At 72.3% G+C, this 20,594-nt stretch carries 18 protein-coding genes; 6 read left to right on the forward strand and 12 right to left on the reverse strand.

The window, feature by feature from the left end; translation table 11 throughout:
• Nucleotides 1–218: 218 nt before the first annotated feature.
• Nucleotides 219–698, reverse strand: a complete 480-nt coding sequence (locus ACIQOU_RS11295) for a lamin tail domain-containing protein (RefSeq protein WP_401536107.1) — start codon at nt 696–698, stop codon at nt 219–221.
• 336 nt (nt 699–1,034) lie between these two features.
• Entirely contained in the window at nt 1,035–2,030 is a 996-nt protein-coding gene (locus tag ACIQOU_RS11300; protein ID WP_401536109.1) for an aldo/keto reductase, read from the reverse strand.
• Nucleotides 2,031–2,166: 136 nt separating this feature from the next.
• Here ACIQOU_RS11300 and ACIQOU_RS11305 point away from each other — a divergent pair, with 136 nt between their 5' ends.
• The gene (locus tag ACIQOU_RS11305; protein WP_401536110.1) at nt 2,167–3,018 is read left to right on the forward strand and encodes a helix-turn-helix transcriptional regulator; all 852 of its coding nucleotides are present in this window, start codon (nt 2,167–2,169) and stop codon (nt 3,016–3,018) included.
• Between the two features lie 46 nt (nt 3,019–3,064).
• Here the strand turns inward: ACIQOU_RS11305 and ACIQOU_RS11310 are convergent, their stop codons facing one another.
• Nucleotides 3,065–3,469: a VOC family protein gene (locus tag ACIQOU_RS11310; protein ID WP_401536111.1), complete on the reverse strand. Its 405-nt coding sequence runs from the start codon at nt 3,467–3,469 to the stop codon at nt 3,065–3,067.
• A gap of 228 nt (nt 3,470–3,697) precedes the next feature.
• Between ACIQOU_RS11310 and ACIQOU_RS11315 the strand changes: the two genes are divergently transcribed.
• Nucleotides 3,698–4,678 carry a threo-3-hydroxy-L-aspartate ammonia-lyase gene (locus ACIQOU_RS11315; RefSeq protein WP_401536113.1) on the forward strand — a complete coding sequence of 327 codons (981 nt, stop codon included), beginning with the start codon at nt 3,698–3,700 and terminating at the stop codon, nt 4,676–4,678.
• Nucleotides 4,679–4,751: 73 nt separating this feature from the next.
• Here the strand turns inward: ACIQOU_RS11315 and ACIQOU_RS11320 are convergent, their stop codons facing one another.
• The gene (locus ACIQOU_RS11320; RefSeq protein WP_401536712.1) at nt 4,752–6,044 is read right to left on the reverse strand and encodes a VWA domain-containing protein; all 1,293 of its coding nucleotides are present in this window, start codon (nt 6,042–6,044) and stop codon (nt 4,752–4,754) included.
• Between the two features lie 59 nt (nt 6,045–6,103).
• Nucleotides 6,104–6,961 (reverse strand): AAA family ATPase, encoded by an 858-nt coding sequence (locus ACIQOU_RS11325; protein WP_401536713.1) that lies wholly within the window; start codon nt 6,959–6,961, stop codon nt 6,104–6,106.
• 246 nt (nt 6,962–7,207) lie between these two features.
• Between ACIQOU_RS11325 and ACIQOU_RS11330 the strand changes: the two genes are divergently transcribed.
• Genes ACIQOU_RS11330 through ACIQOU_RS11340 form a run of 3 tightly spaced genes read left to right on the forward strand, consistent with a single transcriptional unit; the run spans nt 7,208 to nt 9,491 of the window.
• Nucleotides 7,208–7,888 carry an ABC transporter permease gene (locus ACIQOU_RS11330; protein ID WP_401536114.1) on the forward strand — a complete coding sequence of 227 codons (681 nt, stop codon included), beginning with the start codon at nt 7,208–7,210 and terminating at the stop codon, nt 7,886–7,888.
• Nucleotides 7,885–8,556: an ABC transporter permease gene (locus ACIQOU_RS11335; RefSeq protein WP_401536116.1), complete on the forward strand. Its 672-nt coding sequence runs from the start codon at nt 7,885–7,887 to the stop codon at nt 8,554–8,556. The genes ACIQOU_RS11330 and ACIQOU_RS11335 overlap by 4 nt, the downstream gene beginning before the upstream one ends.
• On the forward strand, nt 8,553–9,491 hold the full coding sequence (locus ACIQOU_RS11340; RefSeq protein ID WP_401536117.1) for an ABC transporter substrate-binding protein: 939 nt from the start codon (nt 8,553–8,555) through the stop codon (nt 9,489–9,491). Before ACIQOU_RS11335 ends, ACIQOU_RS11340 begins: the two co-directional genes overlap by 4 nt.
• Before the next feature lie 96 nt (nt 9,492–9,587).
• Here ACIQOU_RS11340 and ACIQOU_RS11345 read toward each other — a convergent pair whose 3' ends face one another.
• The 7 genes from ACIQOU_RS11345 to rhaI form a co-directional block, all read right to left on the reverse strand.
• Entirely contained in the window at nt 9,588–10,742 is a 1,155-nt protein-coding gene (locus tag ACIQOU_RS11345; RefSeq protein ID WP_401536119.1) for a betaine/proline/choline family ABC transporter ATP-binding protein, read from the reverse strand.
• Nucleotides 10,743–10,767: 25 nt separating this feature from the next.
• Nucleotides 10,768–11,442 carry a lactate utilization protein C gene (locus tag ACIQOU_RS11350; protein ID WP_401536121.1) on the reverse strand — a complete coding sequence of 225 codons (675 nt, stop codon included), beginning with the start codon at nt 11,440–11,442 and terminating at the stop codon, nt 10,768–10,770.
• Nucleotides 11,439–12,914, reverse strand: a complete 1,476-nt coding sequence (locus ACIQOU_RS11355) for a LutB/LldF family L-lactate oxidation iron-sulfur protein (protein ID WP_401536123.1) — start codon at nt 12,912–12,914, stop codon at nt 11,439–11,441. The genes ACIQOU_RS11350 and ACIQOU_RS11355 overlap by 4 nt, the downstream gene beginning before the upstream one ends.
• Nucleotides 12,911–13,666: a (Fe-S)-binding protein gene (locus tag ACIQOU_RS11360; RefSeq protein ID WP_401536124.1), complete on the reverse strand. Its 756-nt coding sequence runs from the start codon at nt 13,664–13,666 to the stop codon at nt 12,911–12,913. The genes ACIQOU_RS11355 and ACIQOU_RS11360 overlap by 4 nt, the downstream gene beginning before the upstream one ends.
• A 506-nt stretch (nt 13,667–14,172) precedes the next feature.
• Nucleotides 14,173–15,624, reverse strand: a complete 1,452-nt coding sequence (locus ACIQOU_RS11365; RefSeq protein ID WP_401536714.1) for a rhamnulokinase family protein — start codon at nt 15,622–15,624, stop codon at nt 14,173–14,175.
• Between the two features lie 8 nt (nt 15,625–15,632).
• Nucleotides 15,633–17,672 carry a bifunctional aldolase/short-chain dehydrogenase gene (locus ACIQOU_RS11370; RefSeq protein WP_401536126.1) on the reverse strand — a complete coding sequence of 680 codons (2,040 nt, stop codon included), beginning with the start codon at nt 17,670–17,672 and terminating at the stop codon, nt 15,633–15,635.
• Between the two features lie 55 nt (nt 17,673–17,727).
• Nucleotides 17,728–18,888: an L-rhamnose isomerase gene (gene rhaI / locus ACIQOU_RS11375; RefSeq protein ID WP_401536128.1), complete on the reverse strand. Its 1,161-nt coding sequence runs from the start codon at nt 18,886–18,888 to the stop codon at nt 17,728–17,730.
• A 344-nt stretch (nt 18,889–19,232) separates the two neighbouring features.
• Here rhaI and ACIQOU_RS11380 point away from each other — a divergent pair, with 344 nt between their 5' ends.
• Nucleotides 19,233–20,528 (forward strand): MFS transporter, encoded by a 1,296-nt coding sequence (locus tag ACIQOU_RS11380; protein WP_401536130.1) that lies wholly within the window; start codon nt 19,233–19,235, stop codon nt 20,526–20,528.
• Nucleotides 20,529–20,594: the final 66 nt, after the last annotated feature.

Here is a 20,594-nt window from a genome sequence, read left to right on the forward strand (position 1 = left end):
CCGGTTGGCCCCGCCGGTTTGGGCCCCACCATTTGTTTTTGGTGGGGGGTGTGGGGGGGGGGGGGGGGGGGGGGGGGGGGTTGTTGGGGGGGGGGGGGGGGGGGGGGGGGGGGGGGGGGGGGCGCGCCGGCCCCCCCCCCGGGGGGGGGGGGCCCCCCGCCGAGTTCAGGCCCCGCGCGACCGTCGCGCGCCGGTCGCGTCAGGGCCGGAGGTCATGCTCAGTGGCGGCCGCCGTGGTGCCGGCCCCAGGAGAAGTCGGCGACGACGCGACGGTGGTCGTTGCGCAGGGTCACGGTGCCGGCGCGGTTGTCCAGCACCTCACGGCGACGGTCCTGGTAGAGGTCGCGCGCGGTGTCGTGACCCCGGCCGGTGTGGATACGGACGGTGGCCCGGCCGTTGAGACGGTAGTGGTGGAACGTGTAGGTGTGGCCGGCGTTGTCCGACAGCGTCCAGCCGTTCAGGTTCACGGCGCCGCGCGTGGTGTTGGTGACGTCCACCCACTCCTGGTTGAGGGAGCGCGGGGAGTTGTCGTCCCGGCCCGGGGCGTCGTACTGCACGGCACTGATCTCCACGGCCGAACGGTGCGGAGCGGCGTGGTCGGCCGCGGTCGCCGGCAGTGCCGCCGCCCCGACCAGAGCGCCGGCCGCGAGTGCGGCGGCGGCCAGCCGACGGGTGGTGGCGGAAGTGGAAACGGACAAAAGATCCCCCTGCGTGTGCGGCACCTCCGCCCGAGGGCGGTGGCGGTGCGATGTGCGGGTGCGGCCGGTCGGTCGCACACCGCAGACCCTGCCCGCCAGGTGAAGGAGATGGGGGCGATACGTGAATGGTGTTACCGATCGTCCATATCACTGTGATTCTTAGATGTAACGTCCATTTATGTGCCGAATGCACAGGGTTGACGCCCGTCGCGGCCGCCGCCGCTGCGGCACCGGGCCACCCCCGCGCGTCCGCCACGGCACGCCACCCCACCCCGCCCCCGATCTTCACCCCCACGTGGGTAACGGCACCCCCCACCGGCGGCCGGGAGGCTCGGCTCAGTTGCCCACACCGAGGCCGGACATGAACGCCGTCGGATACCGGTCGCCGCGTGCCGTACCCGAGGGCACCGCCTTCTCGATCTCGGCGAGGTCGGCCGCCCCGAGCACCAGCTCCGTCGCGGGCAGCGCCTCCGCCAGCCGCTCCCGGGTCCGCGCACCCACCAGCGGCACGATGTCCGCGCCCTGCGCCGCCACCCAGGCGATGGCCAGCTGCGCGACCGTGCACCCCTTGGCGTCGGCGACCCGGCGCAGCGCCTCCACGAGGGCGAGGTTGTGTTCCACGTTGCCCTCGGAGAACCGCGGGGAGAAGCTCCGCAGGTCACCGAGGTCCGTGCGGCGCCCGGCCGACCAGTGCCCGGAGATCAGGCCCCGGCTGAGGACGCCGTACGCGGTCATGCCGATGCCCAGTTCCCGCAGCGTGGGCAGCACCTCCGCCTCCACCGCGCGGGAGATCAGCGAGTACTCGATCTGGAGGTCGACGACCGGATGCACCGCGTGCGCCCGGCGGATCGTCGCCGCGTCGACCTCGGACAGCCCCAGATACCGGACGTACCCGGCGTCGATCATCTCCTTGACCGCGCCCACCGTCTCCTCGATCGGCACCGCCGGATCGCGGCGGGCGGGCCGGTAGATGTCGATGTGGTCGGTGCCGAGCCTGGTCAGCGAGTAGGCGAGGAAGTTCTTCACCGCCTCGGGGCGGCCGTCGGTCCCGCCGAAGTGCCCGTCGGGGCCCCGCAGCGCCCCGAACTTCACGCTCAGCGTGTAACTGTCCCGGTCCCGGCCGCGCAGCGCCTCGGCGAGCAGCAGTTCGTTGTGGCCCATGGCGTAGAAGTCGCCGGTGTCGATGAGGGTGACGCCCGCCTCCAGCGCCGCGTGCACGGTGGCGATGCTCTCCGCGCGGTCGGTCGGCCCGTAGGCGTCCGACATCCCCATCGCGCCCAGGCCCAGCGCGGAGACGGCCGGCCCGGTGCTGCCCAGGGTTCGTGTCTGCATGACGGTTCTCCTTCGTCGCCTTGATCGTCGTGCTGCCTCCACCGTGCCCCCGTGCGGCGCCCGGGGGCAGCGGAGCGTTGATCGTGGGAGCGCCGCTCCCTGGATCGGCCGGCCCGCCGCGAGGCACGATGGAGGCATGGAACGTGACGAGCTGGCCGACTTCCTGCGCCGCCGCCGTGAGGCGATCCGCCCGGCCGAGGTCGGCATCGCCGACGGCCCCCGCCGCCGCACCGCGGGTCTGCGCAGGGAGGAGGTGGCGATGCTCGCCGGGATGTCGGTGGACTACGTCGTCCGCCTGGAGCAGGGCCGCAGCAGCCAGCCCTCGACCCAGCTGCTGGGCGCGCTGGCCCGGGCGCTGCGCCTCTCCGACGACGAACGCGACCACCTCTTCCACCTGGCCGGGCACCAGCCCCCGCCCGCCGACGGTGTCGCGGCGCTGGCCCGCGCCGGTCTGGTGCGGATGCTCGACCTGCTGGGCGACACCCCGGCCCTCGTCGTCTCCGACCTCGGCGAGATCCTGGCCCAGAACCGGGCCTCCGTCCTGCTGACCGGGGACCACGCCGCGTACACCGGCGACCGGCGGTACGCCGTGTACCGCTGGTTCACCGACCCGGTCTTCCGCACCCTGTACCCGGCCGACGAGCAGGAGGCGCTGACCCGCCGGATGGTGGCCGACCTGCGGGCGGCGGCCGGGCGCCGGGCGGGGGACGCGACGGTCGCCGGGCTCGTGGAACGCCTGCGGGCCGCGAGCGAGGAGTTCCGCCGCCTGTGGGCCGAGCACGAGGTGGCGGTCCGGCGGGCCGACCGCAAGACGATTCTGCACCCGAGGGTCGGCCGCATGCTGATGGACTGCGAGACCCTGGTCACCCCCGACCAGGGCCAGCTGCTCCTGGTCCTCACCCCGGCCGACGCCGAGGCCCGCGAACGCCTCGAACTGCTCCTGGTCCTCGGCACCCAGGCGTTCCCGACGAGCGGCCCGGTGCGCTGACCCGGACCGGCCCGCAGGAGTGGACGGCGGCGGGGCCGTCCGTGGCTCAGCTCGGGTTCGGCTCCGGTGCCTGGAGGGGGCTGCGCACCGAGAACGGGTGGCCCGCCGGGTCCGCGTACAGGCGGTCGTCGGTACGGCCGTGGTCGGCCCGCGTCTCCAGCGGGCGCCCGCCGCGCCCGACGATCAGGCGCTCCACCTCGTCCAGGTCCTCCGGTGCCGCCAGCAGCTCCAGATGAGCCTGCTGGGAGTCGTCGGGGCGCGGCCAACTCGGCGCCACGGCGTTCAGATCGAGCTGGAACGTGATGCGGGTGCCCTGGGTGCCGATCAACTCGACCCGGGTACCGCCCGGTTCGGGACGCACCTCCCCCTCGATCAACTCGCTGTAGAAAGCTGCAAGTTCCAGCGGCTCCGCACAGTCCAGTACCAGTACCGCAGCCTGTATCAGGCCCATGGCCCCTCCCCAACTGACCTCTGTCGCAAGACTTTTCGCGCGAGTACCCCGTCCCCCCGATCCGAACCGGCACCCCGACCAAACCGGCCACCCGGCCCCGCTCGCACGTCCGGCGCGCCGGGGGAACGCGGCCAGTGGACTGTCTATCTACATGCTGGACTCATCGTCTAAAGTGAGGCCTCCGAGCAGGAGCCCGAGCCGCAGCCCCGCTTCCGATGGAGGACACGCGTGACGATCAGCACCCCGCCGGTCACCTTCGACGACATCCAGGACGCCGCCGCCCGCATCAAAGGCGTCGCGCACCGCACGCCCGTCCTGCGCTCGCGGACCCTCGATGAACGCGTCGGCGCCGAGGTCTTCCTCAAGTGCGAGAACCTCCAGCGCGTCGGCGCCTTCAAGTTCCGCGGCGCCTACAACGCGGCCTCCCGGCTGACCCCGGAGCAGCTCGCCCGGGGCATCGCCGCCTACTCCTCCGGCAACCACGCCCAGGCCATCGCCCTGTCCGCCCGGGAGCTGGGCACCACCGCCGTCATCGTGATGCCCGAGGACACCCCCCGTTCCAAGCTCGCGGCGACCGCCGGATACGGCGCCGAGATCGTCACCTACGACCGCTACACCGAGAACCGCGTCGACGTCGGTGAAGCCCTCGCCGCCGAACGGGGCCTGACCCTCATCCCGCCCTACGAACACCGGCACGTGATGGCGGGACAGGGCACGGCCGCCCTCGAACTGCTCGAAGAAGCGGGGGAGTTGGATGCCCTGGTGGTGCCGGTCGGCGGGGGCGGGCTGATCGCCGGAAGCGCCACGGCCGCCAAGGGGCTGCGCCCCGGCATCCGGGTGATCGGCGTCGAACCGGAGGCGGGCGACGACACCCGGCGGTCCCTGGCGGCGGGGCGGCGCGTCAGCATCCCGGTGCCCCGCACCATCGCCGACGGCCAGGCCGCGGAGACGCCCGGCGAGCTGACGTTCTCGGTGAACCGGCGGCTCGTCGACGACATCGTGCTGGTCTCCGACGACGAGATCAGGGACGCGATGCGCTGCGCGTTCGAACGCCTGAAGACCGTCGTCGAGCCGAGCGGTGCCACCCCGCTGGCCGCCCTCCTCACCGGCCGCACGGGCCCCCCGCCGCGCCGGATCGGCGTGATCCTCTCGGGCGGGAACATCGATGCAGTGCGATTCGCCCAACTGCTGGGGGAGGGGGCGGCGTAGCTCGGGGCGAGGGGATGGCTGGCGCGGGCGACCCGGCCGTGCTGCACCCGCAGCGCGCCGCCTGAAGGCTCGCTCAGATGGGCAGCAGGCGGGCGATCAACGCGCCGAGCTGCCGGGCGTTGCGGCACTCGTACATCCCGGCCGCCTCCGCGTAGGCGGGCGCGACGGAGTCGCCGGTACCCCACTGGGCGCGCGGCTCCGGGTTCAACCAGTAGAGACGGCGGGCCTGTTCGGTGATCCGCCGCAACGCCGGAAGGTTCGGGTCGGCGCCGTTCGTACGGGCGTCGCCCAGCACGAACACCGTGGTGCGCGGGCCGACGGCGGCGCCGTACCGTTCCATGAACTCGCCCAGCGCGAAGCCGTAGTCGCTGCTGTCGTGGTGACCGGTCAGCGTCGCCCGCGCGGTGATGCGCGCACCGAGCCCCTCCGGGTCGGCCGCCCCGTGCGTGAGGAGGCCGGTCACCTCGTCGACCCGGTTGACGAAGGCGAACACCCGCACCTTGCTGAACTGGTCGTGCAGCGCCTGCACCAGCAGCATCGTGAAGTCCGAGAACCCGGAGACCGAGCCCGACACATCGCACAGCAGCACCAGTTCGGGCCGGGCCGGACGGCGCCTGCGCAGCACCGGCCTCATCGGCACCCCGCCCGTCGACAGCGAACCGCGCAGGGTGCGCCGCAGATCGATGCCGCCCCGCGCGGCCCGGCGCCTGCGCGCCGCCAGCCGGGTGGCGAGCTTGCGGGCCAGCGGCTGAACGGCCCTGCGCAACTCGGCGAGTTGGAGCTTCCCGGCGTACAGGAAGTCCACCCGGTCCGGCGTCGTGGCGACCGCGCGCCGGGCGATCTCGTCCCGGCCGCGCCGCTCAGCGACCCGGCGCCGCGCCTCCGACGCCACCAGCCGCCTGAACTCCTCGATACGGCCCCGGACTTCGTCCTCCATCAGCCGCCCGTCGAATCCGGCGCCCCGGCCCCGCGCCCGCAGTTCGTCCCGCACCCGCGCGAACAGGGTCTGCGGGCGCAGCCGGTCGAGCGTCTGGTGCGCCGACCAGCCGTCCGCCCCCGGCGAGGACCCGTACCCGCCGAACCCCTCCACCGCCTCCGCCGCCAACTGCCCCATCACGCCGACGTCGTTGTCCGCGAGGGCCGCCGCCAGCCGGTCCCGCAGCTCGTCCCGGTCGGCCGGGCCCGCCTGCGGGGCGCCCACGCCCCTCGGGAAGTACAGGTCGAAGACCGGGTCGAACACCGGCCGTTGGGCCTCGCCGTGCAGCAGGGTCGCCGCCAGCCCCTCCCGCAGCACCTCACGGTCCGCGAGCCCCAGCTCCGCCACCGCACGCGCCGCGTCCACCGTCTCGCCGGTGCCCACCCGCATCCCGTGCGCCCGCAACGCCCCGACCAGCGAGGTCAGTCGGCCGCCGACGCCGGAGGCGGTCACACGGCGTCCAGGTCGAGCTTGGCCGCCGCCTTCAGGACGTCGTCCTGATGCTTGAGCAGCACGCCCAGGGTGTCCCGTACGACAGTCTCGTCCACCGTCCGCGCGCCCAGGGCCAGGAGCGTGCGCGCCCAGTCGATGGTCTCCGCGACCGACGGCACCTTGCGCAGGTCCATGGCGCGCAGGGCGCCCACCACCCGGACCACCGAGGCGGTGAGGGCGTCGTCCAGACCGGGCACCTTCAGCCGGACGATCCGGCGCTCCAACTCCTCGTCGGGGAAGCCGATATGGAGGAACAGGCAGCGCCGTCGCAGCGCCTCGGACAGCTCACGGCTCGCGTTCGAGGTGAGGACGACGAAGGGGCGGCGGGTCGCGGCGACCGTGCCCAGTTCGGGGACGGTGACCTGGAAGTCGCTGAGCACCTCCAGGAGCAGGCCCTCCACCTCGACGTCCGCCTTGTCGGTCTCGTCGATCAGCAGGACCTTCGGGTCGTCGCCCCGGATCGCGGTGAGCAGCGGGCGGGGGAGCAGGAACTCCTCGCTGAAGATGTCCGTGCGGGTCTCGTCCCACGTCTCGTCGCGGCCCGCGCTGATGCGCAGCAGCTGCTTGGCGTGGTTCCACTCGTACAGCGCCCGCGACTCGTCGACGCCCTCGTAGCACTGGAGCCGGATCAGCCGCGCGTCGGCGACCTCGGCGACGGCCTTGGCCAGCTCGGTCTTGCCGACCCCGGCCGGGCCCTCCACCAGCAGCGGCTTGCCCAGCCGGTCGGCGAGGAAGACGGTCGTGGCCACGGCGGGCGAGGCCAGATAGCCGGTCCCGGCGAGCCGCGCGGCGACGTCGTCGACGGATGTGAACAGCAACGGGGCCTCCCGCCCGGGGACCGGTTCCCCGGCCACGTCCGACCAACCTAAGCGCTTGCTCAGCAACTGTGCCACAGGGGGCCGCCCCCTGCCCAGCCGGTAGACCGACCGGTTTGCTCACCGGCTGCCCGGGCTGACCCCACCTCGCCGCCCTGGTCGAGCTGAAGGACCGGCCCGTTGCCGTACCCCCGGACGGGTCACCCCAGCGCGCCGAACTCCGGCCCGGGTCGGTCCAATGGAGCGGTGACCGTGCCTCCGGACGACTGCCTCGCGCGTAACGAGTGGATCTGCGGGGCCTATCTGAGCAGTCGGCGGCAGATCCTGCTCGACGCCGTCCTCCAGCACCTCCAGCTGACCGCGGTCTCCGTGCTGATCGGGCTCGCGCTGGCCCTGCCGCTGGCGGTCCTCGCCCGGCGCTGGGTCGTGACGGCAGGGCCGGTGCTCGCGATCACCACGATCCTCTACACGATCCCGTCCCTCGCGATGTTCTCGCTGCTCCTGCCGGTCTACGGTCTCTCCGCGAGCCTCGTCGTCGCCGGGCTCGTCCTCTACTCGCTGACCCTGCTGGTCCGCAACATCCTGGCCGGCCTGCGCGCGGTCCCCGAAGAGACCCGGCAGGCCGCGCGCGGCCTCGGCTACGGACCCGTCCGTCTCCTGCTCACCGTCGAACTGCCCCTCGCGCTGCCCGCCGCCATGGCCGGACTGCGCATCGCCACCGTCTCGGCCGTCTCCCTGGTCACCGTCGGCGCGATCGTCGGCTTCGGCGGGCTCGGCAACCTCATCTACGCCGGGATGAGCACCTACTTCAAGGCGCAGGTGCTGACCGCGTCCGTGCTCTGCGTGGTCATCGCGATCGCCGCCGACCTGCTCCTGCTCGCCGTCCAACGGCTGCTCACCCCGTGGACCAGGGCGGCCCGCGCATGACGACCCTCACCGACGCCTGGCACTGGCTCACCGACCCGGCGCACTGGTCCGGCGACGACGGGATCGGGCACCGGCTCGTCCAGCACCTCGTCCTCACCGTCGTCTGCCTGCTCATCAGCTGTCTGATCGCGCTGCCCGTCGCGCTGGTCCTCGGCCACCTCGGCAAGGGTGGCGCCCTCGCCGTCAACCTCTCCAACATCGGACGCGCGGTCCCCACGTTCGCCGTCCTGGTGCTTCTGCTGCTGACCCCGGTCGGCAGCTGGGGCGAGGGTCCCACAGTCGTCGCGCTGGTGCTGTTCGCGGTGCCGCCGCTGCTCACCAACGCCTACGTCGGCATGCGGGAGGTCGACCGGGGCATCGTCCAGGCCGCGCGGGGCATGGGCATGACCGGACGGCAACTGCTGTTCCGGGTCGAACTGCCCCTCGCCCTCCCCCTGATCATGAACGGGGTGCGGATCGCCGCCGTCCAGCTCGTCGCGACGGCGACCATCGCCGCGCTGGCCGGCGGGGGCGGCCTCGGCCGGATCATCACGGCCGGCTTCAACCTCGCCAGCACCCCGCAGGTCGTCGCCGGGGCGGTGCTGGTCGCCGCGTTCGCGCTGCTCGTCGAGGCGGTCTTCGAGACGGTGGAACGGCTGGCGCCGAGCTGGGCGAGGGCCGGGCGATGAGACACCTCCTCCTCGCCTGCGCCGCCGTCCTGCTGCTCGCGGGCTGCTCCACGGGGCCGTCCCTGGAGCAGCGCGGCGAGGTCACCGCGCCGCCCGGCGACAGCCACCGGCTGACCATCGGCTCGGCCGGGTTCACCGAGAGCGACCTGCTCGCCCAGATGTACGCGCAGCTCCTCGACCACGCCGGGTACCGGACGTCCGTGCTCACCGTCTCCAACCGTGAACTGTACGAACCCGCCCTGGAATCAGGGCAGATCGACGTCGTCCCCGAATACGCGGCCACCTTCGCCGACTGGCTGAACGCCAAGACGCACGGCGCCCACGCGACCCCGGTCGGCTCACCCGACCTCGACGCCACGATGACCGCCCTGCGCCGCCTGGCCACGCCCCGCGGCCTCACCGTCCTGCCGCCCGGCCGGGCCGTCGACCAGAACGCCTTCGCCGTCAGCGCCGCCTACGCCCGCCGGCATCACCTGAAGACCCTGAGCGACCTGGGCCGCTCGGGCCTGGAGGTACGGCTCGCCGCAGGGGACGAGTGCGTCGAACGCCCTTACTGCGAACCGGGGTTGAAGAAGACCTACGGCATCGACATCACCGCCGTCGACCCCAAGGGCGTCGGCACCACGCAGGCCAAGCGCGCCGTGCAGAACGGTCAGGACCAACTGGTGCTCACCACCACGACCGACGCCACCCTCGCCGACTTCGGCCTGGTCCTCCTCGCCGACGACAAGCATCTCCAGAACGCCGACTACCTCGTCCCCGTCGTCAACCGCGCCCGCGCGGGCGCCCCCGGCGTCACCCGGGCCCTCGGCCGGCTCAACACCGTGCTCACCACGGCCGACCTCGCCTCGATGGACCAACAGGTCGACAGCTGGCGCCGATTGGCCCAGGACGTGGCCCACACCTACCTCAAGAAGAAGGGGCTGCTGGACTGACAACAGCCCACTCACATAAGGCAGGTGGACCGAGTACGGGCCAACCAGCCCCGCACCGAGCCCCCTTGGGGACCGACGCTCCCTTGAGGTCCGGCGTCAGGCGTCCGACACCGAGTCGAACGACACCTGCGTCCGCGCCACTCCCTGCGCGTCCGCGTCCACCGACCGCCGCAGCGCCTCGTGCAGCTTCGCCGGGGTGAGCACCCCGAGGAAGCGGGCCTGGTCCAGCACCGCGACCCACCCGGCGTCGTGCTGGAGCATCACGCCGAACGCCTGCTTGAGCGGGGCGCCCACCGGCAGCCAGGCGTTCATGCGGTGCGCCAGGTCACCGACCGTGCCGCCCGCGCTCAGATCGTCCAGGCCGACCCAGCCGTGCAGATCACCGTCCTCGTCGAGAACGACGGCCCAGCGCGCCCCCTCGGCCCGCAGCCGCCCGGCCGCCCGCCCGGCCGCCTCGTCCAGGCGGGCCACCGGCGGCTGCTCCAGATCACCGGCCTCGATGGCCGTCACCGACAGCCGCTTCAGCCCCCGGTCGGCCCCCACGAACCCGGCGACATACGGCGTCGCGGGCCTGCCCAGGACCGCACCCGGGGTGTCGAACTGCTCGATCCGGCCCTGCCCGTAGACGGCGATCCGGTCCCCGAGCCGCACCGCCTCCTCGATGTCGTGCGTGACCAGCAGCACCGTCTTGCGCACCGCCGCCTGCATCCGCAGGAACTCGTCCTGCAACTGCTCCCGCACCACCGGGTCCACCGCGCCGAACGGCTCGTCCATCAGCAGCACCGGCGGATCGGCGGCCAGCGCCCGCGCCACACCCACCCGCTGGCGCTGACCCCCGGAGAGCTGCTCCGGATAGCGCGGACCGTACAGCGCCGGGTCCAGGCCGACCAGGTCGAGCAGTTCGGCCGCCCGGGACCGCGCCCTGGCCCGCTTCCAGCCGAGCAGCGCGGGCACGGTCGCCGTGTTGTCGAGGATCGTGCGGTGCGGGAAGAGACCGACCTGCTGGATGACGTACCCGATGCGGCGACGCAGCCGGACCGGGTCGACGGTGGAGACGTCCTCGCCGTCGACGTAGATCCGTCCCGAGGTGGGTTCGATGAGCCGGTTGACCATCATCATGGTCGTCGTCTTGCCGCAGCCGGACGGGCCGACGAGGGTGACCAGCTCGCCCTCGGCCACGTCGAGGTCCAGGTCGTCCACCGCCAGGGTGCCGTCCGGATACCGCTTGGTGACCTGCTCGAACCGGATCATCCCCTCACGCTAACCGCGCCGCTCCTCAGCCGCCCTCGGCGTCCGGCGAATGGCTGACCGCGCTCACCAGGACCACGGCGAGGGTGCGCGGGCCGTGCACCCCCTCGACCCGGTCCAGCTCGATGTCACTGGTCGCCGACGGACCGGAGATCCACGTCAACGGGCGGGTCGGATCGAGCCGTTCGAGCGCCTGCGGCACCGACGCGACCACCTGCCCTGGCACCCGCACCACACACACATGGTGATCGGGCACGAGGGTGATCCGGCGCCGTCCCTGCTCCGGTGAGCCGTCCAGGACGATCGTGCCGGTCTCCGCGACCGCCACCGCGCACCCCGTGACCACGCTGTCCACCCGGTCCAGCTCGGCCGGGGTACTCTCGGCCCGGTCGGTGACCTGCTCGACGTCCGCCCCGGCCAGCCACTCCGCGTCCAGACCCGGCGGCACCAGCACCGAGCGCGACCCCCGCTCGGCGAGCAACCACTCGATGACGATGGGGAGTTCGTCCTGGGTGCAGCGGTACACATGGGCCCGGTAGTCGACGAGGTTCTCCGCCAGCAGATCCACCGTCTGCGCCGGGCTCAGGCCACCGTGCTCCCGCACATACGGCCGCTCGACGGCCTGTTCGTACGGGGTGTCGTCCCGCTCGACGTCCGCGAGGGCACGCCGCACCCGCCCCAACACCCTTTCTCTGCTGCTCACTTGGCGTCCTTTCCGCCGTGGGTGCGCTGCCACCAGTCGCGGAACGGCTCCGCGGGAACGGCCGGCAGATCACGGGTGGCGCTCCACGCCCGGCCGGGACCCGGCAGCGTGCGCGGATGCAGCCCCCGGGTACGCGAGGCCAGCCGCTGCCCGGTGCGCAGAACACCCGGGCGGGCGAACGCCCACCGCGACGCCCGCATCGCCGCCCGCTCCGCCGCGTGCCCCTTCGCCGGTTTCAGCACCGCCTTGTTGCCGTCCCGGACGGCCGGGCCGCCCTCCACGACCCGCTCCCGCAGCCGCACCAGCACCTCGGGGATGTCGATGGCGACCGGGCACACCTCGTAACAGGCCCCGCACAGCGACGACGCGTAGGGCAACGAGGCGTCGATCTCGCTGCCGGTTCCCCGGAGTTGGGGGCTGAGGATGGCGCCGATCGGGCCCGGGTAGACCGACCCGTAGGCGTGGCCGCCGGCCCGTTCGTACACCGGGCAGACGTTCAGACAGGCCGAGCAGCGGATGCAGCGCAGCGCCTGCCGGCCGACATCGTCGGCGAGGGTGTCGGTGCGGCCGTTGTCCAGCAGCACCAGGTGGAAGGTGCGCGGGCCGTCCTCGTCGGTGGTCCCCGTCCACATGCTGGTGTACGGGTTCATGCGCTCGGCGGTCGAGGAGCGCGGCAGGGTCTGGAGGAACACCTCCAGGTCCCGCCAGGTCGGCAGGATCTTCTCGATGCCGACGACCGAGATCAGCGTCTCGGGCAGGGTCAGGCACATCCGTCCGTTGCCCTCGGACTCGACGACGACCAGGGTGCCGGTCTCGGCGATCATGAAGTTGGCGCCGGAGACGCCGACCCTGGCCCGCAGGAACTTCTCCCGCAGATGCAGGCGGGCCGCCTCGGCGAGTTCGGCGGGGGTGTCGGTGAGGCCCTCGGGGGCGGGGCGGCCCCACTCGCTCATCTCCCGGCGGAAGATGTCCCGGATCTCACCCCGGTTGCGATGGATGGCCGGGACCAGGATGTGCGAGGGGCGGTCCTTGCCCAACTGCACGATCAGCTCGGCGAGATCGGTCTCGTAGGCGTGCACGCCCTCCGCTTCGAGGGCTTCGTTGAGACCGATCTCCTGCGTGGCCATCGACTTGACCTTGACGACCTCCGACGCGCCGGTCTCCGCGACCAGCCGGCACACGATCCGGTTGGCCTCCTCGGCGTCCGCCGCCCAGTGCACGGTGCCGCCCGCCGCCGTCACCGACTCCTCCAACTGCACGAGATAGCGGTCGAGATGACGCAGCGTGTGGTCCTTGATGCGCTTGCCGGCCTCCCGCAGCTCGGCCCAGTCGGACACCTCCGCGACGGCCCCTGCCCGCTTGGCGCGGATGGTGTGCGTGGCGTGCCGGAGATTGCCGCGCAGCGTGGCGTCGGCCACGGCCGCGCGCGCCGCCTCCGGGAACGCCGGCATGCCCACGAACGTTCCGCTCATACCGCCGGCTCCTCCTCCGTGCTCGCCAGGATCTCCGCGATGTGCACCGGCCGCATCCCCGTGCCGAGCCGGGTCATCGTGCCACCGATGTGCATCAGACAGGAGTTGTCGGCCGCGCACAGCACCTGCGCGCCGGTCGACTCGGCGTTGCGCACCTTGTCCGCGCCCATCGCCGCCGACACGTCCGGGTTCTTCAGCGCGAACGTGCCGCCGAACCCGCAGCACTCCTCCGCCCCCGGCAACTCCGTCAACTCCAGCCCCTTCACCGCCTCAAGGAGCTGCCGGGGCCGGTCACCGAGCCCCAGACTCCGCAGCCCGTGACAGGTCGGGTGATAGGTCACCCGGTGCGGGTAGTACGCCCCGACGTCCGTCACCCCGAGGACGTCCACCAGGAACTCCGTCAGCTCGAACGTCTTCGCCACCACCGGCGCCAACGTCGCCGCGAGGCTCTCCCCCCGCCCCTCCGCCCGGGCCCGTTCCCCCAGCCGCGGATACAGCTCCCGCACCATCGCCCCGCACGACCCGGACGGCGTCACGATCGCCTCGTACCCCCCGAATACATCGGAGAAATGCCGCGCGAGCGGCTCCGCCTCATGCCGGTACCCGGTGTTGTAGTGCGCCTGCCCGCAACAGGTCTGCCCCATCGGAAAGTCGACCTCAACCCCCAGCCTGGTCAGCAGATTCACCACGGCACGCCCGGTATCCGGATAGAGCGTGTCGTTGACACAGGTCAAAAACAGCGCGACACGCATCACGACTCCTCCCAACATTCATCGGACCCCTAACACCCCCCACCCCCACCAACACCCAGAGTAATAGCCCCCCACCACGCTAAGGGCCGCACCACTACATCCCCCTACGTCCCCACCCCCCGACCACACCCAGCAGGCGCCGAACTCGCACCCCACGGCCGGGCAACGCCGCTAAGGGGCGCGGGGCTGCATCGACCTACGACTCCGCCACGCGGCCGCGCCCAGCAGGCGCCGAACTTGCAGCCCACGGCCGGGCAACGCCGCCAAGGGGCGCGGGACTGTATCGATTTGCGGCTCCGCCGCGCGGCCGCGACTAGCAGGGGCCGAGCTTGCAGCCCACAGCCCGGCAACGCCGTTGAAGGGGGCGAGACCAGCAGGGCCCGAGCCTGCAACCCACGGCCAGGCAACGCCGCCAAGGGGCGCGGGGAACTGCGCGACCAGCCACAACGGCGCCGCAGCCGCCCGACAACCCTGCCAACCCCACCGCGCCGCAGCCGCCCGACAACCTACCGGGGCCCACGGGGCGACGCCCCGAGACGACCCCGCGCGGCCCGCCAGGGCCCGACATCCCCCCGAGGCTCGTACCGAGTCAACGCCTGCGTCCGCACCAACAACCGCCGCATCCCCACAAGATCCCCCACCAGCCCGCGCCCGCGACCTTGCATCAGCACATTCCCCAACGCCGCAGCCTCCGCAGGCCCCGCCACCACAGGCACCCCACAAGCATCAGCCGTCAGCTGACACAACAACGCGTTCCGCGTCCCACCCCCCACCATGTGGACGACGTCCACAGCCCGATCGGCCAGCCGCTGAGCCTCCAGCACAGCCTCACCGTGCGCGAGCGCCAACGAATCAAGAACGCACCGCGTCACCTCAGCGGGCGTGACCGGCACAGGCTGCCCCCCCACCCGACACGCCTCAGCGATCCGCTCCGGCATCCGCCCCGGCGCAAGAAACCCCGCGTCACCCGCGTCCACCACGGACCGCAGTCCCGGCACCTTCGCGGCGTCCAGCAGCAACGCGCCCAGGTCGGGGTCACCCCAGGCCCGCACGGACTCCTGGAGCAACCACAGCCCCATGAGATTGCGCAGATACCGCACCGTCCCGTCGAGCCCCAGCTCATTGGTGAAGTTGGCGGCCCTGCTCTCCTCGCTCAACACCGGCGCGTCCAGCTCAAGCCCGACCAGCGACCAGGTCCCGGACGAGATGTACGCGAACCGCTCACCCGTCGCCGGAACGGCGGCCACCGCGGACGCCGTGTCGTGCGAGGCGACCGCGGTCACCGGCACCGGCCCCGCGAGCCCCGTCTCCTCCAACACCTCCGGCGTCAACACCCCGGCAGGATCGCCGGGTTGCCGCAGCGGCGCGAACAACCCGAGGTCGATGCCCAGCCGTTCGGCGACCCCGTACGCCCAGTCCCGGGTACGCGGATCGATCAGCTGGGTCGTCGACGCGTTGGTCAGCTCGGTGCCCTGCGTACCGGTGAGCCAGTACGTGAGCAGATCGGGAACGAGCAACAGGCGCCGTGCGTGGGCGAGTTGAGCGGTACCGGCGGCGGACGTCAACTGGTACAGGGTGCTGATCGGCGTGTCCTGCGACCCCGTCGCCGCGTACAGCTCGGCCGCCGGCACGGTCGCCCACACCTTCTCCGCGACGCCCTGGGTGCGGGCGTCGCGATAGTGCACCGGGTTGCCCAGCAGGGCGCCGTCCGCGTCCAGCAGCCCGTAGTCCACGGCCCAGCTGTCGATGCCGACCGACGCCACAGGGCCGGCCGCCCTGAGCCCGTCCAGGACACCCCCGTACAGCGCGAGCAGGTCCCAGCGCAGCCCCTCCGGCACCCGCACCGGCCGGTTGGGAAACCGGTGGACCTCCGTCATCTCCAGCCGGTCCCGGCCGACGCGGCCCACCATGACCCGCCCGCTGGACGCGCCCAGATCGACCGCCGCGAACGCCTCCATGCCCGCGCTCACCGCAGGAAGGCGGCGGCGACGCCGGCGTCGACCGGGACGTGCAGCCCCGTGGTGTGGGTCAGATCGCCGCCGGTCAACGCGAAGACGGCGTTGGCCACATGCTCCGGCAGCACCTCCCGCTTGAGGATCGTCCGCTGGGCGTAGAACGCGCCGAGCTTCTCCTCCGGCACCCCGTAGACGGCCGCCCGCTGCGCGCCCCAGCCGCCCGCGAAGATCCCGGAACCCCGCACCACGGCGTCCGGGTTGACGCCGTTGACCCGAATGCCATGCTCGCCCAACTCGGCTGCCAGCAGCCGGACTTGGTGGGCCTGGTCGGCCTTGGTCGCGGAGTACGCGATGTTGTTCGGGCCGGCGAACACGGCGTTCTTCGACGCGATGTAGACGACGTCACCGCCCAGCCCCTGCGCGATCATCACCCGGGCCGCCTCACGCGAGACGAGGAACGAACCCCGGGCCATGATGTCGTGCTGGAGGTCCCAGTCCCGGGCCGACGTCTCCAACAGGGGCTTGGAGATGGAGATACCGGCGTTGTTGACGACCAGGTCGACCCCGCCGAAGGCGAGCACCGCCGCCCGGAACGCCGCACCGATCTGCTCCTCCGACGTCACGTCCACGGTCACCGCGACGGCCCGGTCCGCGCCGCCCAACTCCTCGGCCACGGCCGCCGCGCCCGCCGCGTCCACGTCGGCGACCACGACACACGCGCCCTCGTCGACCAGCCGCCGCGCGATGGCCTTCCCGATCCCGCTGCCCGCGCCGGTCACCAGCGCCACCCGCGTCGCCAACGGCCGCGGCCGGGGCTGCCGTTGGAGCTTGGCCTCCTCCAGCGCCCAGTACTCGATGCGGAACTTCTCCGACTCCTCGATCGGCGCGTACGTCGACACCGCCTCGGCGCCCCGCATCACCTGGATGGCGTTGACATAGAACTCGCCGGCCACCCGGGCGGTCTGCTTGTCCTTGCCGTAGGAGAACATGCCGACGCCGGGCACCAGCACGATCGCCGGATCGGCGCCGCGCATCGCGGGGGAGTCGGGCTCCGCGTGCCGCGCGTAATAGGCGGCGTACTCCTCGCGGTAGGCGGCGTGCAGTTCCTTGAGGCGGCTGATCGCCTCGTCGAGGGGCGCGGTCGGCGGGAGGTCGAGGACCAGCGGACGCACCTTGGTGCGCAGGAAGTGGTCCGGGCAGGAGGTGCCCAGGGCGGCGAGCCTCGGGTGCTCGGCCCGGGCCAGGAAGTCGAGGACGACGTCGGTGTCCGTGAAGTGCCCGACCTGCGGCCGGTCCTGAGAGGCGAGGGCCCGCACATAGGGCGCGAGCGCCGCCGCCCGCTCCCGCCGCCGGGCCTCGGGCAGCGCCGCGTACCCCTCCAGCACCGGCCCGAACGGCTCCGCCTTCCCGCGTGCGACGAGGAACTCCTCGGCGGTGCGGATGAGGTGCAGCGAGTTGCGCTCGCACTCCTCGGAGGTGTCACCCCAGGCGGTGATCCCGTGACCGCCCAGCACACAGCCGATGGCCTGCGGGTTGGCCGCCTTCACCGCCGCGATGTCCAGGCCGAGTTGGAAGCCGGGCCGCCGCCACGGCACCCAGGCCACGGTGTCGCCGAAACACGCGGCGGTGAGCTTCTCGCCGTCGGCCGCGCAGGCCAGCGCGATGCCCGAGTCCGGGTGCAGATGGTCGACATGGGCCGCGTCGACCAGACCGTGCATCGCCGTGTCGATGGAGGGAGCCGCGCCGCCCTTGCCGTGCAGGCAGTAGTCGAACGCGGCGACCATCTCGTCCTCGCGCTCCACCCCCGGGTAGACGGCCTTGAGGCCGCGCAGCCGGTCGATCCGCAGCGCGGCGAGCCCGCCCTCGGTGAGCGTGCCGAGGTCGCCACCCGACCCCTTCACCCACATCAGCTCGACCTCGTCGCCGGTCGCGGGGTCGGTGTCGGTGCCCTTCGCGGAGGTGTTGCCGCCCGCGAAGTTGGTGTTGCGGGGGTCAGCGCCGAGCCGGTGGGAACGGGCCAGGAGGGCGGCGGCTGCCGGGTGGGGTGCCATGGTTCGGTCTCTTCCTTGCGTCGTCGGGGCGGTGCGGGTGAGCGGGATGGACGGGTCAGGCTCCCCAGCCGGCCTGGGTGCCGCCGACCCGGCTGGCGGCGAGATGCTCCTGCCAGCCGGAGCGACGGTAGGCGCCGACCGGGTCCGGGTCGAGACCCATTCCGGTACGAACGGCGGCGAGCAGTGGCCGGACATCGGTGTTGTAGGCGTCCATCAGCACGGCGTTGGCGTCGAGCACCTCACCGGAACGCTGCGCGAGGGCGAGCGCCTCCCGGTCGACCAACAGGGCTTTGGCGGTGGCCTCCTGGACGTTCATCACGGAGCGGATGATCGCGGGGATCTTGGCCTCGATGTTGTGGCACTGGTCGAGCATGAAGGCGATGTCGGAGGTGAACCCGCCGCCCCGGACGACTTCGTACATGATCCGGAAGAGTTGGAAGGGGTCGGCGGCCCCGGCCATCAGGTCGTCGTCGGCGTAGAAGCGGGAGTTGAAGTCGAACGCGCCGAGCTTCCCCTCCCGGAGCAGGGTCGCGACGATGAACTCGATGTTGGTGCCGGGTGCGTGGTGCCCGGTGTCGACGACGACCTGTGCCTTGTCGCCGAGCTTGAGGCAGTGGGCGTAGGCGGTGCCCCAGTCGGGCACGTCGGTGGAGTAGAAGGCGGGCTCGAAGAGCTTGTACTCCAGGAGCAGGCGCTGGTCGTCGCCGAGGCGCTCGTAGACCTCGGCGAGTCCCTCGGCCAGCCGGTCCTGTCGTTCCCGAAGGTCGTCCTGGCCGGGGTAGTTGGTGCCGTCGGCGAACCACAGCTTGAGGTCCTTCGAGCCGGTGGCGTCCATGATGTCGACGCACTCCAGCAGATGGTCGACCGCCTTGCGACGCACCGCCGCTTCCGGATGACAGACGCTGCCCAGCCGGTACGCGTCCTCCTGGAAGGTGTTCGCGTTGATGGTGCCGAGCCCGATGCCGTGCTCCCGCGCGAACGAGGCGAGCTTGGCGTAGTCGTCGACCTTGTCCCACGGGATGTGCAGGGCGACCGTCGGCGCCACCCCGGTGAACTCGTGCACCTTCGCCGCGTCCGCCAGCTTCTCCCACGGATCACGCGGGACCCCCTCCTGGGCGAACACCTTGAAGCGCGTACCTGAGTTGCCGTAGCCCCACGAGGGGGTCTCGATCTGCTGGGTCGCGAGGGCCGAGTACACGGCGGACGGGTCTGGCATGACCACCCCTGAATGTCGCAGGCCACGGCGGGGCCACGAGGCCGGGGCGCCGGTGCCGAGGGAACGGTGACGGAACGGTGTTGAATCGTTTCAGGGAAGCTATCCGGGCGCCTGGGGCCCGTCAAGGCCGCTGACGCGATCCGGCCGGAACGATCACTCGGCTGGTCGGCCGGTTCGGCCGGAAAGGGGCAGGTATTTGCTCCGCGACCCCTTGACGGCCGGTCGCCTGCGTCCCACCATGCCGTGAAACGTTTCATCGATGTTTCGGACATGGGTGACTCGTGTCAGGACTGACCGCCTCCCCGCTCTCCGTCCCTGGATGTTCCCTCCGAAAGGCCGCCTCGATGAGCAACGACGCCATCTCCAGCGGGCCCCACAAGCCCCCCGTGACCCGCGCCCAGTGGCGCCTGGCCGCCCTGTCCGGCATGGCCTCCTATCTGGACTCCGGCATCATCGTCTCCTGCGGACTCTCCCTGTCCGCGTGGCAGACCCGCTTCGACCTCTCGCCCTGGGGCCTCGGCGCGCTCAGCGCGGCCCTGACCTTCTCCATCGCCGCGGGTTCCCTGATCGGCGGGCGGCTCGCCGACCGGTTCGGACGCCGGCGCGTGTACGGCATCGACATCCTCGTCCTCGCCCTCGGCGCCGCCCTGGTCGTCCTCGCCCCGAACAGCGCGGTGCTGTTCGCCGGCCTGATCGTCGGCGGACTCGCGGCCGGCGCGGACCTGCCCACCTCGCTCGCCATGGTCTCCGAGCACTCCCCGCGCGCGGTGCGCGGCCGGCTGATCGGCGCGACGCAGACCCTGTGGATGGCCGGCATCACCGTCACGATCCTGATCGGCTTCGGCACCTCCACGCTCGGCCATCTCTCCGCCCAACTCCTCTTCGGCCACCTCACCGTCGTCGCCCTGGCCAGTTGGGTGCTCCGCAGCCGCCTCACCCTCTCCCCGGTGGCGGAGGCGGCGGAACGGGGCGGCGGGGCCGAGGGCATCGACGCGCGGGCGCTGCGCAGCCTCGCCGCGCGGCCGATCCTCGTCCCGCTCCTGGCGACCGGCGGTTTCTATCTGTCCTGGAACCTCGCCGCCAACACCATGGGCCAGTACGGCACGTACTTCCTCACCACCGTCAGCGGCGCCTCCCAGACCCTGGCCACCGGACTCGGCCTGGCCGCGCTGCCCGTCGGCCTCGTCTGCTCGCTGGCCTTCGTCCGCCTCGCCGACTCGCCCTGGCGGGACCGTCTCTTCTACGTCTGCGCCCCGCTCCAGGTGCTGGCCTTCGCCGTGGCCGCCGTCACCGGCGGGGCCGTCATCGCGGCGATGGTCTTCTTCCTGCTGCTGAACAACGTCGTCAACCAGTTCTCCGGCGAGGCCACCTACAAGGTCTGGTCCCAGGAGGCCTTCCCCGAGCAACTCCGCGCCACCACCCAGGGGTTGACCTACGGCGCCAGCCGCGCCCTGTGCGGCCTCGCCGGTCTCGCCACCCCGGCCCTGATGGAGGCCGACGGCGCGGCGGTCCTCTGGATCACCACGGCCTGCGTCGCGGTCTCCGGGACCATCGGCGTGTGGATCGTGCGCCGCATCGCACCCCAGGGAGCCCATGAGCCGGTCGCGCCCGCACCGATCCTGACGAAGGAAGCGATCTGACCAACCGTCAACTCCCTTATCCAGAGAGCCCTTTCCTCTCATCCCTCGGCCTGTCCCTCCGGCAGA

The sequence above is a fragment of the Streptomyces sp. NPDC091279 genome, assembly GCF_044757465.1.
GTDB lineage: Bacteria > Actinomycetota > Actinomycetes > Streptomycetales > Streptomycetaceae > Streptomyces.